Origin of the sequence: Streptomyces sp. XM4193, assembly GCF_023072595.1 — a bacterium.
Taxonomy (GTDB): domain Bacteria; phylum Actinomycetota; class Actinomycetes; order Streptomycetales; family Streptomycetaceae; genus Streptomyces.
In genome coordinates this window covers 167,370-182,599 of record NZ_JALLGK010000005.1, presented here as the reverse complement: position 1 = coordinate 182,599, position 15,230 = coordinate 167,370, and the positions used below count along the sequence as shown (strand labels likewise).

16 protein-coding genes and 1 pseudogene are annotated in these 15,230 nt (G+C 69.6%); 4 read left to right on the top strand and 13 right to left on the bottom strand.

Features of this window, described 5'->3' with window-relative positions; genetic code table 11:
* Positions 1 to 350: 350 nt before the first annotated feature.
* Both MTQ01_RS16050 and MTQ01_RS16045 read right to left on the bottom strand, forming a co-directional pair.
* Positions 351 to 662 (bottom strand): annotated as a pseudogene (locus MTQ01_RS16050) (STAS domain-containing protein); the annotation flags it as partial.
* Between the two features lie 416 nt (positions 663 to 1,078).
* Positions 1,079 to 1,927: a 3-hydroxyacyl-CoA dehydrogenase family protein gene (locus MTQ01_RS16045; RefSeq protein WP_247490990.1), complete on the bottom strand. Its 849-nt coding sequence runs from the start codon at positions 1,925 to 1,927 to the stop codon at positions 1,079 to 1,081.
* Positions 1,928 to 2,343: 416 nt separating this feature from the next.
* Between MTQ01_RS16045 and MTQ01_RS16040 the strand changes: the two genes are divergently transcribed.
* Complete coding sequence (locus MTQ01_RS16040; RefSeq protein ID WP_247490988.1) at positions 2,344 to 2,916, top strand: cob(I)yrinic acid a,c-diamide adenosyltransferase; 573 nt, start codon at positions 2,344 to 2,346, stop codon at positions 2,914 to 2,916.
* A 24-nt stretch (positions 2,917 to 2,940) separates the two neighbouring features.
* Here the strand turns inward: MTQ01_RS16040 and MTQ01_RS16035 are convergent, their stop codons facing one another.
* Together MTQ01_RS16035 and MTQ01_RS16030 are read right to left on the bottom strand one after the other, a co-directional pair.
* Positions 2,941 to 3,609 (bottom strand): hypothetical protein, encoded by a 669-nt coding sequence (locus tag MTQ01_RS16035; protein ID WP_247490986.1) that lies wholly within the window; start codon positions 3,607 to 3,609, stop codon positions 2,941 to 2,943.
* A gap of 230 nt (positions 3,610 to 3,839) precedes the next feature.
* Entirely contained in the window at positions 3,840 to 4,616 is a 777-nt protein-coding gene (locus MTQ01_RS16030) for an E3 ubiquitin ligase family protein (protein ID WP_247490984.1), read from the bottom strand.
* Between the two features lie 56 nt (positions 4,617 to 4,672).
* On the opposite strand from MTQ01_RS16030, the gene MTQ01_RS16025 reads away from it, so the two are divergent.
* Genes MTQ01_RS16025 through MTQ01_RS16015 form a run of 3 tightly spaced genes read left to right on the top strand, consistent with a single transcriptional unit; the run spans position 4,673 to position 7,200 of the window.
* Entirely contained in the window at positions 4,673 to 5,992 is a 1,320-nt protein-coding gene (locus MTQ01_RS16025; RefSeq protein ID WP_247490982.1) for a sensor histidine kinase, read from the top strand.
* A complete protein-coding gene (locus MTQ01_RS16020; protein WP_247490980.1) occupies positions 5,989 to 6,648 on the top strand; it encodes a response regulator transcription factor in 660 nt (219 codons plus the stop codon). The genes MTQ01_RS16025 and MTQ01_RS16020 overlap by 4 nt, the downstream gene beginning before the upstream one ends.
* 15 nt (positions 6,649 to 6,663) lie before the next feature.
* Entirely contained in the window at positions 6,664 to 7,200 is a 537-nt protein-coding gene (locus tag MTQ01_RS16015; protein ID WP_247490978.1) for a GNAT family N-acetyltransferase, read from the top strand.
* A gap of 75 nt (positions 7,201 to 7,275) precedes the next feature.
* Here MTQ01_RS16015 and MTQ01_RS16010 read toward each other — a convergent pair whose 3' ends face one another.
* The 9 genes from MTQ01_RS16010 to atpB form a co-directional block, all read right to left on the bottom strand.
* Entirely contained in the window at positions 7,276 to 7,728 is a 453-nt protein-coding gene (locus tag MTQ01_RS16010; protein ID WP_247490976.1) for a DUF2550 domain-containing protein, read from the bottom strand.
* Between the two features lie 136 nt (positions 7,729 to 7,864).
* A complete protein-coding gene (locus tag MTQ01_RS16005; protein WP_247490975.1) occupies positions 7,865 to 8,257 on the bottom strand; it encodes a F0F1 ATP synthase subunit epsilon in 393 nt (130 codons plus the stop codon).
* 97 nt (positions 8,258 to 8,354) lie between these two features.
* On the bottom strand, positions 8,355 to 9,797 hold the full coding sequence (gene atpD, locus MTQ01_RS16000) for a F0F1 ATP synthase subunit beta (protein WP_247490973.1): 1,443 nt from the start codon (positions 9,795 to 9,797) through the stop codon (positions 8,355 to 8,357).
* A gap of 2 nt (positions 9,798 to 9,799) precedes the next feature.
* Positions 9,800 to 10,726 (bottom strand): F0F1 ATP synthase subunit gamma, encoded by a 927-nt coding sequence (locus MTQ01_RS15995; RefSeq protein WP_247490971.1) that lies wholly within the window; start codon positions 10,724 to 10,726, stop codon positions 9,800 to 9,802.
* Positions 10,727 to 10,728: 2 nt separating this feature from the next.
* Positions 10,729 to 12,300: a F0F1 ATP synthase subunit alpha gene (gene atpA / locus MTQ01_RS15990; RefSeq protein ID WP_247490969.1), complete on the bottom strand. Its 1,572-nt coding sequence runs from the start codon at positions 12,298 to 12,300 to the stop codon at positions 10,729 to 10,731.
* A gap of 93 nt (positions 12,301 to 12,393) precedes the next feature.
* Positions 12,394 to 13,218: a F0F1 ATP synthase subunit delta gene (locus MTQ01_RS15985; protein WP_247490968.1), complete on the bottom strand. Its 825-nt coding sequence runs from the start codon at positions 13,216 to 13,218 to the stop codon at positions 12,394 to 12,396.
* A complete protein-coding gene (locus MTQ01_RS15980) occupies positions 13,218 to 13,796 on the bottom strand; it encodes a F0F1 ATP synthase subunit B (protein WP_247490966.1) in 579 nt (192 codons plus the stop codon). Before MTQ01_RS15980 ends, MTQ01_RS15985 begins: the two co-directional genes overlap by 1 nt.
* Positions 13,797 to 13,837: 41 nt before the next feature.
* Positions 13,838 to 14,068, bottom strand: coding sequence for an ATP synthase F0 subunit C (gene atpE, locus MTQ01_RS15975; protein ID WP_247490963.1), 231 nt, complete (start codon positions 14,066 to 14,068; stop codon positions 13,838 to 13,840).
* Between the two features lie 87 nt (positions 14,069 to 14,155).
* Positions 14,156 to 14,956 carry a F0F1 ATP synthase subunit A gene (atpB, locus tag MTQ01_RS15970; RefSeq protein WP_247491292.1) on the bottom strand — a complete coding sequence of 267 codons (801 nt, stop codon included), beginning with the start codon at positions 14,954 to 14,956 and terminating at the stop codon, positions 14,156 to 14,158.
* Positions 14,957 to 15,230: the final 274 nt, after the last annotated feature.

Below are 15,230 nucleotides of genomic sequence, written 5' to 3'. Positions count from 1 at the left end.
GTGGTGGTCGCCGTACTCCCGGGCCACCTTCTGCGACAGTCAACCGAACCCTAGACCTTTGTTCGGTTCGACCACAGGGCACCCCCGGGCGGCGACCGGAATCGTCACGGCTTTGTGAGCGTTCCGCCGTCCTGGCCGCCGTCGTCCAGCGCTGGGTACTCGGCACGCTGCCGTTCGTGCACACCGGCGGCGTGCGCATGGGTACCTTCGTACCGGTTGTACTGCTCGTACCGTTTGTACCGCTCGTACCGTTCGGGCCGGTTGCTCCGGCTCTCGTACGCCTGCCCCAAGTGCTGCTGGCTTTCGCGCACTTCGCCCGGAAACATCCCGCTCGCCGTGTCGCCGCCGTCACGCGGTGCGCCGATGGCGGCGCCCTCGATGGCCAGGATGCGGTGCAACCGCGTCGCCACCAGAAGCCGCTGCATCTGCGGCGGCACGGAGCGCAGCACGAGCCGGCGCCCACAGCGCCCCGCTCTGCGGTGGGCACCCATGATCACGCCGAGCCCGGTGGCGTCCCAGGAGTCCAGCGCGCCCAGGTCGAGCACGAGGTCGCCCTGACCTCCGTCGAGCGCGGTGTGCAGGCTGGTACGGGCGTCCGCTGCGCTGCGGACGTCGAGGCGCCCCCCGACGACCAACTCGGCGTGGTCGCCCCTGATGTGCATATACGCTCCCTGTGCGTTCTCGTTCTGTCGTCTCTCGATGGCCTTCGTGCCACTGTCGCGCGGCCCGCGCCGCGACGGATCGCGCCGCACGGACGGTTGCGCGGCTCCACCCGACTGACTGCGGTTCAGCCGACGAAGTTCCTGTTCAGGGCGGAACCGTCGCCGAAATCACCCGCGCGAGTGAGATCGCGTACGGGCTGTGGCCACCGCCGGTAGGGCCTTGGCGGTGGCTTCGCCGTCGCCGGAACCACCGCCGCCGCGCGGACGCCGCCGCCCACAACTCGACGGAACCCGTGCCGGCCGCGGCCCCGAGCGGTCCGCGGCGTCAACGGTCCCGGCCGCCCGAGCCGTCCACGCGGTCCGCACAGTCCGCACGGTCCGTGCAACCGTGCGGGCCGATGGGCCGAAGTGCCCGGTCAGTGCTGGTAGAAGCCCTCGCCGCTCTTGCGCCCCAGGTCGCCCGCGTCGACCATCCGGCGCATCCGCTCGGGAGCGGCGAACTTCTCGTCCCGCGACTCGGCGTAGATGTTGTCCGCCGCGTGCAGCAGGATGTCGACGCCGGTGAGGTCGGCGGTGGCCAACGGCCCCATGGCGTGACCGAAGCCCAGGCGGCAGGCGATGTCGATGTCCTCGGCGCTGGCGACGCCGGACTCCTGGAGCTTGGCCGCCTCGACCACCAGGGCGGTGATCAGGCGGGTGGTGACGAAGCCGGCGACGTCACGGTTGACGACGATGCAGGTCTTGCCCACGCTTTCGGCGAACTCCCTGGTGGTGGCGAGAGTTTCGTCGCTCGTCTTCAGCCCGCGCACGAGTTCGCAGAGCTTCATCATCGGGACCGGCGAGAAGAAGTGCGCGCCCACGACCTGCTCGGGGCGCCCGGTGACCGCCGCGATCTTGGTGATCGGGATGGCCGAGGTGTTGGAGGCCAGCACCGCGTCGTCCCGGGTCAGCTTGTCCAGCGCCCGGAAGATCTCCTGCTTGACCTCGAGCTTCTCGAACACCGCCTCCACGACGATGTCCGCGTCGGCCACCGCGTCGAGGTCGGTGGTGGTCGTGATCCGTGCCAGGGCGTCCGAGGCGTCCTGCTCGCCGAGCTTCTCCTTGGCGACGAACTTGGCGTACGACGCCTCGATACCGCTCCTGCCGCGAGCCAGCGCCTCATCGGTGACATCCCGCAGCACCACGTCCCACCCCGCCTGGGCGGAGACCTGGGCGATGCCCGAGCCCATCAGTCCGGCTCCGATGACGGCAAGCTTCCTGGCCACGTGTGCGTCCCCTCTACGTGTCCCCGCCGACTCGCGGGGTCGGGTACAACACCGGGTGCGCCAGGGGCGGTTGCCCGGTGTGGTGCTGGCTTGACCGGCCCGCCGCACGCGTGCGCGGGACCCGGTGCACGACGTCCGCCGGTCCCGCACGAACTGCGGCCGGGCGACGGAGCGTCAGTGCTCTCAGGCGGAGACTAGCGTCCGTGGGCGCCCGGTGGGGAACGAAGAGATGCGCGTCACGTCTCACCAGATGGACATCACACCCACGAGTGGACCGCTGGTCCCCTCCGTGTCGCCGTGAACGCCGTGAGTGGTCGCCCGACCGCCCAAGTCCGGCCTCCACGGGCCCTGTTGGCCGCGGCCGGCCGGGTGCGCGGCGACGGCAGCGGCCCCGGGCACCCGCGTAGTCTCGAAGCATGGTCAATCTGACGCGCATCTACACCCGTACCGGCGACAAGGGCAGCACCGCCCTGGGCGACATGAGCCGCACCGCCAAGACCGACTCCCGGATCGCCGCGTACGCCGACGCCAACGAGGCCAACGCCGCGATCGGCGTGGCGCTGGCGCTCGGCGAGCTCCCCGAGGGCGTACGCGAGGTCCTGGTACGGGTGCAGAACGATCTGTTCGACGTGGGCGCGGACCTCAGCACCCCGGTGGTCGCGGAGCCGGAGTTCCCGCCCCTGCGGGTGGAACAGACCTACGTCGACCGGCTGGAGGCCGACTGCGACGCCTACAACGCGGAGCTGGAGAAGCTGCGCAGCTTCATCCTCCCGGGAGGCACCGCGGGCGCCGCCCTGCTCCACCAGGCGTGCACCGTCGTACGCCGTGCCGAGCGCTCCACCTGGCGGGCGATGGAGGAGCACGGCGAAAGCATGAACGCCCTCACCGCCACCTACCTCAACCGCCTCTCGGACCTGCTGTTCATCCTCGCCCGCACCGCCAACAAGTCGGTCGGGGACGTGCTGTGGGTGCCGGGCGAGAACCGCTGACGCACCCCTGCTCCGGGCCGGGCCTCAGCGCCCGCCCGGACCGGAGTACGGCTCCGCGGCGCGGTCCCGTGCCGGGTCGGTGTCGCGGTCGCGGTGGGCGCTCTCCCGGCCCTGGTGCCGGGCGGCCTCCCCGTCGTGGTGGTGGGCGGGCGGGACGGCTTCCGGGCCGCGCTTGGGCCACAGGGTGTAACTCCCCGCCCAGATCACGCAGATGACCGAGACGAGGCCCATCTTGGCCTGCCAGTCGCGCAGCGTCGTCGACTGGCCGTCGTCGCCCACGTACAGGATCGCGGCCTGCAGCAGCACCGCCGCGATGCCCGCGCCCAGGATCGCGCGCGCCGCCATCTTCCACTCGTGCAGCGCCCGTGCCATCCCGTACCGGGGCGGTTTCGCCGGACGCGGGGCGCCCGCGAAGCGGTGGGCGAAGTGGCCGTCGGCCCAGCGGATGAAGTAGTGGGCGTGGGTGACGGTGAAGCCGATGTAGACGGCCGCCAGCCCGTGTTTGAAGCCGGGGGTCGCACCGTTGCGCAGGTCGACGGCGGTGACGGCGAGCAGCAGCAGTTCCAGCAGCGGCTCGCAGAGCAGAACGGCGGCGCCCAGGCGCGGCATCCGTGCCAGATAGCGAAGCGCCAGCCCGGCGGCGAGGAGCACCCAGAAGGCGACCTCGCAGATGACGATCAGAGCGACGATCACGTCGGCCTCAGCCCTTTCGCGGAGTGGGTTTGCTGTCTCCAGCTTCCTCCGCGAACGGGCCGAAACCGTCGTCACCGGCGACGATCCCGTACTGCATCCTTCGATGTACCCGCCCGGCCCCGGCGTGCCCCCGCGCCCCGCGCGGGCAGGTGCCGCAGGGCTCCGCGGTGGCCTCCGGCTGCGAGTCCGGCTCCGGCTGCGTGCGAGCGGCGCCCAAGCTCAGACCGGGCTCAGAGCACGATGCCCAGGACGAGCAGCACCGCGCCGCCCAGCAGGATCACCCCGGCCATCGTGCCGCCGATCATCAGCTCGCGCGTCTCGTCCTTCAGCAGCTCGCGCTCGGACTTGGCGGAGACGATGTACTCGCCGGACTCGGCCGGCTTGCCGATCTCCAGATAGCCGTTGACGTCGCTCGCCTCGCCGTGGACGAACAGCTGCACGCCCTCGCGCAGCACCCACTCCTCGTGCTTGAAGCCGACGGTGCCGCCGTGGCCGCCGAAGGTGAGCGGTCCGACGCTGACGCCGCCCCTGTCCCCCTGCTGCTGGACGAAGTTGTTCAGCGGCTTCGCCGCACCGACGACGTCCGCGCCCGAGGGGCGGACCACCACCTTGCCGCTCGCGTCCTCGACGAAGAAGGCGGTGCCGCTGCGGTGCTGGGACACCACCTCGTGGCGGGTCTCCTTCTGGCGGCGGCCCTTGCTGTCCCGGCGGAACTCCTCGTACTTGCGGGTGATCTTGTGCCGGTGCCACACGCACCGGATCTCCTTGAGCTGCGAGGTGATCAGCCCGTCCCGGTGCGCCCGGGCAACCCCGACCACCTCGCACGGGTAGCGGAAGTGGCCCGGCCCGGCGGCCTCCGCGGCGGCCTGCTGCATGGCGCGCAGATCGCTGATCGTCACGGTCTCGGTGCGTTCCAGCCGGTTTATTCGCTCGTTGGTCCCCCGGACCTTGAAGGCCACCAGGGCTCCGAACGCCAGCGCGGCCAGCCCGATCAGAATCATCGCCATGGTGCCTCCCCCAGTGCCGTGCGGAACGTCGGAGACTCTACCGGCGGCATGCTGGGATGGACCATGTGACTGCCGCGACCCCCGCACCGGACGGTGCCCCGCCCACCGAGCGCCGACTCCTGCGGCTGCGCCCGCACCGCGACGATGTGCTGATCGCGCTCGCCGGCGCGCTCGGCGGACTCTTCCTCTGGTCCCAGGGCCTCTTCAACAACGTCCCGCAGGCCGACCGTTACGGCGCGCACAGCCTGATCCCGCTGGCGGTGATGTGCCTGGCGGTGCTCGGCCGGCGCACCGCGCAGCCGTGGGCGCTGCTGGTCGGGCTGCTCGCCCTGGTCGGTGATCTGTTCACCGCCTCGCTGCTGGTGACGATCCTGCTCTTCTCCGACCTGGTCTACGCCGCGGTGATGTACGGCAACGCGCGACTCTCCCGTGCGATGGTCCCGGCCAGCGTCGCACTGACCCTGGCCACCACCATCGGGGCGCTCGCCGCACTGGGCGATCCGGAGGCGTTCCTGATCGGCCTGGTGGTCAGCCTGATCACCACCTTCCCCGCCGGCACCGGGCTGCTGGTCCGCCGGCACCGCGAGGAGGCGGCGTACGAGCGGCTGCGCGCCGAACAGACGGCGCTGCTGGCCGAGATGGACCGCACCCAGGCGGTGAACGCCGAACGGGCCCGGATGGCACGGGAGTTGCACGATGTGGTGGCCGGCCACCTGTCGGCCATCGCGGTGCACTCCACCGCGGCCCAGACCCTCGACGACCACGCCGCGACGCAGCGCGCCCTCGGTGTCATCCGGGACAACAGCGTGCAGGGCCTGGCCGAGATGCGGCGGCTGATCGAACTGCTGCGCACCACCGGCGGCGAGGACGGGGAACCCGCGCCGGTGCCGACCCTCGCCGGGCTGCCCGCGCTGGTGGAACGGGCCCGCGGCAGCGGCACGGAGCACGGACTGCGCTTCGTGCTCGACCACGGGCGCGACAGCTCCGCGGCCTCCCCGCGACTGCCCGCGCCGGTCGAACTGGCCGCCTACCGGCTCGTCCAGGAGTCGCTCACCAACGCGCTGAAGCACTCCGGGCCGGGCACGGTCACCGTACGCCTCGCCCGTGAACGCGCCGGCACGGGCACGGGCACCGGTACCGGCACGCCGCCGGTCGCAACGGTCGGCGGCGGCACGGCCGCGGAGACTCTCGTCGTCACCGTCGAGAACCCGCTCGGCCCGGACGGCGGACCGCGCGTACCGGGTACGGGCACCGGCCTGGTAGGCATGCGGGAGCGAGTGGCCCTGCTGGGCGGCGAGTTCAACGCCGGTCCGCAGCAGGGGAGTTGGCTGGTGCGTGCGGTACTTCCGCTGGACGAAGGAGCTGGACACAGGTGAGCGCAGTGCGGGTGTTGGTCGCGGAGGACCAGGCGGCCGTCCGGTCGGGGCTGGTCCTCATCCTCGGCAACGCGCCCGGCATCGAGGTGGTCGGCGAGGCCGCGGACGGCGAGGAGGCGGTCGCACTCGCCCGCAGCCTGCGCCCGGACCTGGTCCTGATGGACGTCCAGATGCCCCGGCTGGACGGGGTCGCCGCCACCCGGGCGCTCACCGCCGACGCCGTCTGCGACGTACTGGTGCTCACCACCTTCGACCTCGACGAGTACGTCTTCGGGGCACTGCGCGCCGGCGCGGCCGGCTTCCTCCTCAAGGACACCGACGCCGCCACTCTCGTCGAGGCGGTACGCACGGTGGCACGCGGGGACGGAATGATCTCCCCGGCCGTCACCCGGCGCCTGATCCGCCAGTTCGCCTCCCCCGCGGCAGCGCCCGGCCGAACGCCACCGCCGGAGCTCGCCACCCTCACCGCCAGGGAGCGCGAGGTGCTCGTCCGGCTCGGCGAGGGCCTGTCCAACGCGCAGATGGCCGGCGCCCTGTCGATGGCCGAGGCGACGGTGAAGACCCACGTCAGCAGAGTGCTGCACAAGCTCGGCCTGAAAAGCCGCACACAGGCAGCGGTGCTTGCCGGAGAATGGGGCGTACGCGGCGGCGACTGAGAGGCGGACCGGCCAGTGGACGCAGACAGCACAGCGCCGCCCGCCGTACGACTGCGCGAAGCGGTCGGCGAGGACGGCCCGTTCCTCGTCGAGATGCTGGGTGCCGCGGCCAACTGGTCGCCGGAGCGCGAGCGGGTCAGCCGCGTCCATCTGCTCGCCGACCGGGCCACCGCGCGCTACGTCGAGGGCTGGCCGCGCACCGGCGACCTCGGGCTGATCGCCGAGACCGCGCGGCAGGAGCCGGTGGGCGCGGCCTGGTTGCGGCTCTTCCCCGCGGAGGACGCCGGCTACGGCTTCGTCGGCCCGGACGTGCCGGAGCTGAGCCTGGGCGTGGTGCCGGCGTGGCGGGGACGGGGTGTGGGGCGTGCGCTGCTCAGAGCTCTGCGGTGGCGGGCCCGCGAGGCCGGCCACCGGGCTCTCTCGCTGAGCGTCGAACGGGCCAACAGAGCGCGCGAGCTCTATCTCTCCGAGGGGTTCACCACCGTGCGCGCGGACGGCGACGCGGACACCATGAAACTCTCGCTCAGCCCCGGCACCCGTCCGGACCGCTGACGGCCGACGCGGCGCCCCGAGCGGTACGGCCGACACCGGCGCCGGGCAGCGGCGCGGTGCGCAAACCCCGTCGGTTCAGGCGACGTTGACGCGCTGGCCGGGCGGGGCCGCCTCCAGCCAGGCGAGGAAACCGGTGAGCGCGTCCTCGCTCATCGCCAGCTCCACCCGCGTGCCCTGCAAGCGGCAGGCGAGTACGACGGCGTCGGACAGGAGCGCCAACTCCTCCTCGCCCTGCGGGGTGCGGCGCTCCAGCACCTCGATCGCCTCGCGCTGGAGCAGCCTTCGCGGGCGCGGCGCGTAGGAGAAGACGCGGAACCACTCCACCCGGTCGCCCCGGTAGCGGGCGACGCCGTAGCTCCAGCCCTTGCCCTTGGAGTCGACGGACTGCTCGGCCGGGATGTCCCAGCGCAGGCTGCAGTCGAACGTTCCTCCGGAACGCTGGATGAGCCGGCGGCGCAGCCCGAAGACGAACAGTCCCAGCACCACAAGCAGCAGGAACAGTCCGCACAGCAGCAGAGCGAGGACCATCGTTCACTGACCTCCTCGCTCAATCCCGCGCATCCGCACGCCCGGTGCGGAACGCATCTGTGATGGCTTCAGCCGCGGACCGGCAAGGAACAGTGTTCCAGGCCCGTCCGCGGCTGATTGACGACTCGATTCGGGCTCAGCGTGCGACCGCCACAGCCCGGAGACGGACATCCGCGCGCCGCTCGGCGGCAGCGTCCTGATCGGCCTTCGCGGCGTCCAGCGCACGCTCCGCGCGCTCGACGTCGATCTCGTACGACAGCTCGGCGATCTCGGCGAGAAGCGAGAGCTTGTCGTCCGCGAAGGAGATGAACCCGCCGTGCACCGCAGCGATCACGGTGCCGTCCTTGCCCAGCTCGTCCTCACCGGTCGTACGGATGGTGACCGGGCCGGACGCCAGCACACCCAGCAGTGGCTGGTGGCCGGGCATGATGCCGATCTCACCCGACGAGGTGCGCGCGACGACCAGGCTGGCCTTGCCCGACCAGACCTTGCGGTCGGCGGCGACCAACTCGACGTGCAGCTCAGCCACAGTGGCTCCTCTACAGGGGTGTAACTGGGGTTGTCACAGGATAGGGGGTGTGCCGTGGTCGGGGACGGGCGGACCCGCCCCCGACCGGAAGCGGGGGTCAGGAGACGCCCAGCTCCTTGGCCTTGGCCTTCAGGTCGTCCAGGCCACCGCACATGAAGAACGCCTGCTCGGGGAAGTGGTCGTAGTCGCCGTCGGCGATCGCGTTGAACGCGGCGATCGACTCGTCCAGCGGTACGTCCGATCCGTCGAGACCGGTGAACTGCTTCGCCGCGTGGGTGTTCTGCGACAGGAAGCGCTCGATACGACGGGCGCGGTGGACGGTGAGCTTGTCCTCCTCGCCGAGCTCGTCGATGCCGAGAATGGCGATGATGTCCTGGAGGTCCTTGTACTTCTGCAGGATTCCCTTGACACGGGAGGCCGTGTCGTAGTGCTCCTGGCTGATGAAGCGCGGGTCCAGAATCCGGGAGGTGGAGTCCAGCGGGTCCACCGCCGGGTAGATGCCCTTCTCCGAGATCGGACGCGAGAGCACGGTGGTCGCGTCCAGGTGGGCGAAGGTCGTCGCCGGGGCCGGGTCGGTGAGGTCGTCCGCCGGCACGTAGATCGCCTGCATGGAGGTGATCGAGTGGCCACGGGTGGAGGTGATGCGCTCCTGGAGCACACCCATCTCGTCGGCCAGGTTCGGCTGGTAGCCCACCGCGGAGGGCATGCGGCCGAGCAGCGTGGAGACCTCGGAACCGGCCTGGGTGAAGCGGAAGATGTTGTCGATGAAGAACAGCACGTCCTGCTTCTGCACATCGCGGAAGTACTCCGCCATGGTCAGACCGGCCAGGGCGACGCGCAGACGCGTCCCCGGCGGCTCGTCCATCTGACCGAAGACCAGCGCGGTCTGCGGGAGAACGCCGGACTCGGCCATCTCCTCGATCAGGTCGTTGCCCTCACGGGTGCGCTCGCCCACACCGGCGAAGACGGAAACGCCCTCGTGCAGCTTGGCCACACGCATGATCATTTCCTGGATGAGCACGGTCTTACCGACGCCGGCGCCGCCGAACAGACCGATCTTGCCGCCCTTGACGTACGGGGTCAGCAGGTCGACGACCTTCAGGCCGGTCTCGAACATCTCGGTCTTCGACTCGAGCTGGTCGAACGCCGGGGCCTTGCGGTGGATGGCCCACCGCTCGGTGACCTCGGACTCGGCCTCCGGCTCGTTCAGGATCTTGCCCAGGGTGTTGAACACCCGGCCCTTGGTGACGTCGCCGACGGGCACGGTGATGCCCTCGCCGGTGTCGGTCACCGCGGCCTGGCGGACCAGGCCGTCGGTGGGCTCCATGGAGATGGCGCGGACCACGCCCTCGCCGAGGTGCTGGGCGACCTCGAGGGTCAGCTTCTTGAGCTTGCCCTCCTCGGCCGGGTCCGGGACCGCGACGTTCAGCGCGTTGTAGATCTCGGGCATCGCGTCGACGGGGAACTCCACGTCGACGACCGGGCCGATGACCCGCGCGACGCGGCCCGTGGCGACGGGCGTCTCAACAGTGGTGGTCATAGTTATCGGTCACTCCCCGCAGACGCGTCGGCAAGCGCGCTGGCTCCGCCGACGATCTCGCTGATTTCCTGGGTGATGTCGGCCTGACGGGCCGCGTTGGCAAGCCGCTTGAGCGACTTGATGAGGTCTTCCGCGTTGTCGGTCGCCGACTTCATCGCCCGGCGGCGGGCGGCGTGCTCGGAGGCAGCCGCCTGCAGAAGGGCGTTGTAGATACGGCTCTCGACGTAGCGCGGAAGCAGCGCGTCCAGTACTTCCTCGGCCGACGGCTCGAATTCGTACAGCGCGTGCACTCGGTCGCTCATGAAGACCTGGGCGGACTCCTCGGCGGTCTTCTCGAAGCTGAGCGGCAGCATCCGGCGCTCGACCGGGGTCTGCGTCATCATCGAGACGAACTCCGTGAAGACGATGTGGAGTTCGTCCACGCCGCCCTCTGCGGTGTCCTGCGTCAGGGCCTCGATCAGCGGCGCCGCGACGGCCTTGGCGTCGGCGTACGTCGGACTGTCCGTGAAACCGGTCCAGGTCTCCTCGACCTTGCGCTCACGGAAGTTGTAGTACGCCACACCCTTGCGTCCGACGACGTACGTCTGCACGTCCTTGCGGTCGTGCGTCAGTTCGCTCGTCAGGTGCTCGGCGGCCTTGATCGCGTTGCTGGAGTAACCGCCGGCCAGACCGCGGTCGCTCGTGATGAGCAGCACCGCAGCACGCTTCGGGTTCTCCACCTCGGTGGTGAGCGGGTGCTTGACGTCCGCACCGTGCGCCACCGCGGTGACCGCGGAGGTCAGCTCGTCGGCGTACGGAGTGGACGCCGCGACCTGCCGCTGCGCCTTGATGATGCGCGAGGCCGCGATCATCTCCATCGCCTTGGTGATCTTCTTGGTCGCGGAGACGGATTTGATCCGCCTCTTGTAGACCCTGATCTGGGCACCCATCGTCAGCCCTCGCCCAGCAGCTTGCCGTCCGCGGTCTCGAACTGCTGCTTGAAGGAGTTGACGGTCTCACGCAGCTTCTGGAGCGTGTCGTCGGACATCTTGGCACCCTCGCGGATGCTCGTCATGAGGTCCTTGTGCTCGCGGCGCATGAAGTCCAGCAGCTCGGTCTCGAAGCGGCGGATGTCGCCGACCGGGACCTCGTCCATCAGACCGTTGGTGCCGGACCAGACGGAGACGACCTGCTCCTCGGTCGGGAACGGCTTGTACTGCGGCTGCTTCAGCAGCTCGACCATCCGCTGACCGCGCTCCAGCGACGCCTTGGACGCGGCGTCCAGGTCCGAACCGAAGGCGGCGAACGCCTCCAGCTCACGGAACTGGGCCAGGTCCACACGGAGCGAACCGGTGATCTGCCGGATCGCCTTGTGCTGGGCGGAACCACCCACGCGGGAGACCGAGATACCGACGTTCAGCGCCGGCCGCTGGCCCGCGTTGAACAGGTCCGACTCCAGGAAGCACTGGCCGTCGGTGATGGAGATGACGTTGGTCGGAATGAACGCCGACACGTCGTTCGCCTTGGTCTCGACGATCGGCAGACCGGTCATCGAACCGGCGCCCATCTCGTCGGAGAGCTTGGCGCAGCGCTCCAGCAGCCGGGAGTGCAGGTAGAAGACGTCGCCCGGGTACGCCTCACGGCCCGGCGGACGACGCAGCAGCAGCGAGACGGCGCGGTAGGCGTCGGCCTGCTTGGACAGGTCGTCGAAGACGATCAGGACGTGCTTGCCCTGGTACATCCACTCCTGGCCGATGGCCGAACCGGTGTACGGCGCCAGGTACTTGAAGCCGGCCGGGTCGGACGCGGGCGCGGAGACGATCGTCGTGTACTCCAGCGCGCCGGCCTCCTCCAGGGCACCGCGCACGGACGCGATGGTGGAGCCCTTCTGGCCGATGGCGACGTAGATGCAGCGGACCTGCTTCTTCGGGTCGCCGCTGCGCCAGTTGGCGCGCTGGTTGATGATCGTGTCGACCGCCAGCGCCGTCTTGCCGGTCTGCCGGTCGCCGATGATCAGCTGACGCTGACCGCGGCCGATCGGGGTCATGGTGTCGACGGCCTTGTAGCCGGTCTCCATCGGCTCGTGCACCGACTTGCGCTGCATGACCGTGGGGGCCTGCAGCTCCAGCGCGCGACGACCGGTGGTCTCGATCTCGCCGAGGCCGTCGACCGGGGCGCCCAGCGGGTCCACGACGCGGCCGAGGTAGCCGTCGCCGACCGGAACCGAGAGCACCTCGCCGGTGCGGTGCACCGGCTGGCCCTCCTCGATGCCGCTGAACTCACCGAGGACGACCGCACCTACCTCGCGCTCCTCGAGGTTGAGGGCGAGACCGAGGGTGCCGTCCTCGAACTTCAGCAGCTCGTTCGCCATGACCGAGGGAAGACCCTCGACCTTGGCGATGCCGTCACCGGCATAGCTGACCGTGCCGACCTCTTCGCGCGAGGCCGCGTCCGGCGAGTACGACTGGACAAAGTCCTCCAGCGCACCCCGGATCTCATCCGGCCGGATCGTGAGCTCCGCCATCTGGGTTCCCTGCTCTCCTTGTTGGGCCCGTATATATCTGCTACGGCCCAACTCGGGCCGCTAAGTACTGCTTGTTGAGTTGGTGTGGCCGGCTCAGCCGGCCATCCGCCGCTCGACGTCCTGGATACGGTCGCCGACGGTGCCGTTCATGACCTCGTCGCCGATCTTCACCAGGATTCCGCCGCGGACCTCGGGGTCCACGTCGAGGTTCAGATGAACCTCACGGCCGTACAGCCGGGTGAGGGCCGCACCGAGACGCCGCTTCTGCTCGTCGCTGAGCGGCACCGCCGAGGTGACGACGGCCACCGACCGGTTCCTGCGCTCCGCTGCCAGCTTGGAGAGGGCGTCGAGGCCACCCTCCAGGCTACGTCCCCGCGGCTGACCGACCAGCCTGATCACCAGACGCTCGGTGGTGGGCCGGGCCCGACCGCCGAGGAGCCGGCGAAGCAGCTCGGTCTGCGCGCTCTTGAACGAGGGCTGGTCGCCCTTGCCGCTGAGCGCCGCCCGCAGGTCGGGCGAGGTGCCGACGATCCGACCGAAGCGGAAGATCTCGTCCTCCACGTCGTCCAGACTGCCGTCGCGCTCGGCCGCGGTGAGGTCGGCGACGTCCGCCAGCTCCTCGACCGCGTCCGTCAGATCGCGCGGACGCGACCAGCGGGACCTGACCATGCCGGACACCAGGTCGACGGTCTCGCCGCCGACCTTGTCGCCCAGCAGACGGGCCACCAGCTCGGCCTTGGCCTCGCCGGACTGCGCCGGGTCGGTGAAGACCCGACGCAACGACACCTCGCGGTCGAGCAGGGCGGTGACGGCGGCCAGCTCGTCGGCGATCTTGACGGCGTCGACGGAGGTGTTGTCCGTCAGTGCGTCCAGACGCTCCTTCGCTGCGGCCAGTGCCGTACGGCTCGCCCCGTTCATCAGCGTGCCTCGGCGTTCGTCGAGCCGTGGGACTGCGCGTCGGAGGCCGAGTCGTTCGCGCTGACCTCGAGCTCGTCGAGGAAGCGGTCGATGACACGGCTCTGCCGGGCGTGGTCCTCGAGGGACTCGCCGACGATCCGGCTCGCGAGCTCGGTGGCCAGCTTGCCGACGTCCTGGCGCAGAGCCAGCGACGCCTGCTTCTGGTCGGCCTCGATCTGCGCGTGACCGGTGGCGACGATCTCCTCGCGCTGCCGCTGGCCTTCCGCACGCATCTCGGCGATGAGCACGGCGCCCTGCTCCTGCGCCTCCTGGCGCAGACGCGCGGCTTCGTGACGGGCGTCCTTCAGCTGCTCGCGGTACTCCTCGAGCGTCTGCTGGGCCTCGTCCTGCGCCTGCTCGGCACGCTCCATACCGCCGACGATCTCGTCGTGGCGCTTCTCCAGTGCCGCGTTGATCGACGGCAGCAGCTTCTTGTAGAAGACGAAGAAGATGATGCCGAAGCAGATGGTACCGATGAGGATCTCGGGCCAGTAAGGCGCCAGAGGGTCCATCTTCTCTGCTGCCAGCAGGTCGGACATGGTTGACCTTTCCTGGGTAAGGCGTGTGATCGGACCGTCAATTAGAGGATGAACGGAACGACGAAGCCGATGAGGGCCAGGGCCTCGACGACCGCGAAACCGATCAGCATGTTCTGACGGATCAGACCGGCGGCCTCGGGCTGGCGGGCCATGGCCTGAACACCGTTACCGAAGATGTAACCAACGCCGATGCCGGGGCCGATCGCGGCCAGACCGTAACCGATGGCGCCAACGTTGCCTTCAACAGCCGCGAGGGTCTCGAGAGCAGACATTCCTTGGTTCCTTCTCTTGGTGGGCCGGTGGGTGGTTGGTCCACCGGACGTTTCGGGAGTGAGCGGTGCGGGACCGGCTCGGGATTCTCAGTGCGCCTCTTCGAGCGCCTGAGAGAGGTAGGTGGCGGTCAGCACCGTGAACACGTAGGCCTGCAGGGCCTGGATGAACATCTCGAAGACGGTGATGACCAGAGTCAGCACGAAGGACGCCGAGGCGTAGACGGTGCCGAGGACAGTGCCGAGCATGTACCAGGTCGCGATCGTGAAGATCAGGATCAGCATGTGACCGGCGAACATGTTGGCGAAGAGTCGGACGGCCAGCGTGAAGGGCCGCACGAAGATGCTCGAGAAGAACTCGATGGGGGTGAGGATGAAGTAGATCGGCTTCGGCAGCCCGCTGGGCACACAGAGGTTGCGGATACCGCCGACGAAGCCGTTGGTCTTGAACGTCACCGTCATGTAGATGGCCCAGACCAGCACTGCGAGCGCTGCCGGATAGGCGATGACGGAGCTGACCGGGAATTGTGCGAGCGGAATGAGCGCCCACAGGTTCATCATCCAGACGAAGAAGAACAGTGAGACCAGCAGCGGTACCCACGGCTCGCCCTTCTTGCCCATGATCTCGCGGGCGATGCCCTTGCGCACGAAGTCGTAGAGGACCTCGGCAACCATCTGCATCTTGCCGGGGACGATCTTCGGCTTACTGAACGCGGCCCAGAAGAAAGCGATGATGAGCGCGGTGCCGAGCACCGCGAGCAGCATCGGCTTCGTGAACTCGATGCCTCCCACTGTCGCGATCGGCTTGAAGAAGAACGAGTGCACGCCCGGGGCCGACTCCTCGAAGCCGCAGCCCTGGAAAAGGTGACAGTCGACCTCAAGGGCGAGCATCTGGTCACTACTCACCGCGAGCTCCTTCGGTCTGGCGCATAGGTACGGCTACCTCGAGGTGTCGGAGTGGCGCAGGGCCACCTAGCGGCACTGGACTGGGTATTGCGGGAGGGACCGGGCTGTCCGACGTGGTCGGCGCGGCGGCCCGCAGAGGAGTGACGAGAGCACCGCGCCGTCCCGCTCAGCGCGCGCTGCTTGTCCCGTTGCACTCTCGGCGTCGGACCATAGCAGTCCGTCCGCGGGGGTTTTATGTCGCCCCTACCTTCGGAGCACT

Bases quoted from the DNA above. Each gene is read 5' to 3' on its own strand.
- MTQ01_RS15980 (WP_247490966.1), bottom strand. From the start codon at position 13,796: ATGTCCGACCTGCTGGCAGCAGAGAAGATGGACCCTCTGGCGCCTTAC.
- MTQ01_RS16040 (WP_247490988.1), top strand. From the start codon at position 2,344: ATGGTCAATCTGACGCGCATCTACACCCGTACCGGCGACAAGGGCAGC.
- atpD (WP_247490973.1), bottom strand. From the start codon at position 9,797: ATGACCACCACTGTTGAGACGCCCGTCGCCACGGGCCGCGTCGCGCGG.
- MTQ01_RS15985 (WP_247490968.1), bottom strand. From the start codon at position 13,218: ATGAACGGGGCGAGCCGTACGGCACTGGCCGCAGCGAAGGAGCGTCTG.
- MTQ01_RS15995 (WP_247490971.1), bottom strand. From the start codon at position 10,726: ATGGGTGCCCAGATCAGGGTCTACAAGAGGCGGATCAAATCCGTCTCC.
- atpE (WP_247490963.1), bottom strand. From the start codon at position 14,068: ATGTCTGCTCTCGAGACCCTCGCGGCTGTTGAAGGCAACGTTGGCGCC.
- MTQ01_RS16010 (WP_247490976.1), bottom strand. From the start codon at position 7,728: ATGGTCCTCGCTCTGCTGCTGTGCGGACTGTTCCTGCTGCTTGTGGTG.
- atpA (WP_247490969.1), bottom strand. From the start codon at position 12,300: ATGGCGGAGCTCACGATCCGGCCGGATGAGATCCGGGGTGCGCTGGAG.
- MTQ01_RS16025 (WP_247490982.1), top strand. From the start codon at position 4,673: ATGGACCATGTGACTGCCGCGACCCCCGCACCGGACGGTGCCCCGCCC.
- MTQ01_RS16030 (WP_247490984.1), bottom strand. From the start codon at position 4,616: ATGGCGATGATTCTGATCGGGCTGGCCGCGCTGGCGTTCGGAGCCCTG.
- atpB (WP_247491292.1), bottom strand. From the start codon at position 14,956: ATGCTCGCCCTTGAGGTCGACTGTCACCTTTTCCAGGGCTGCGGCTTC.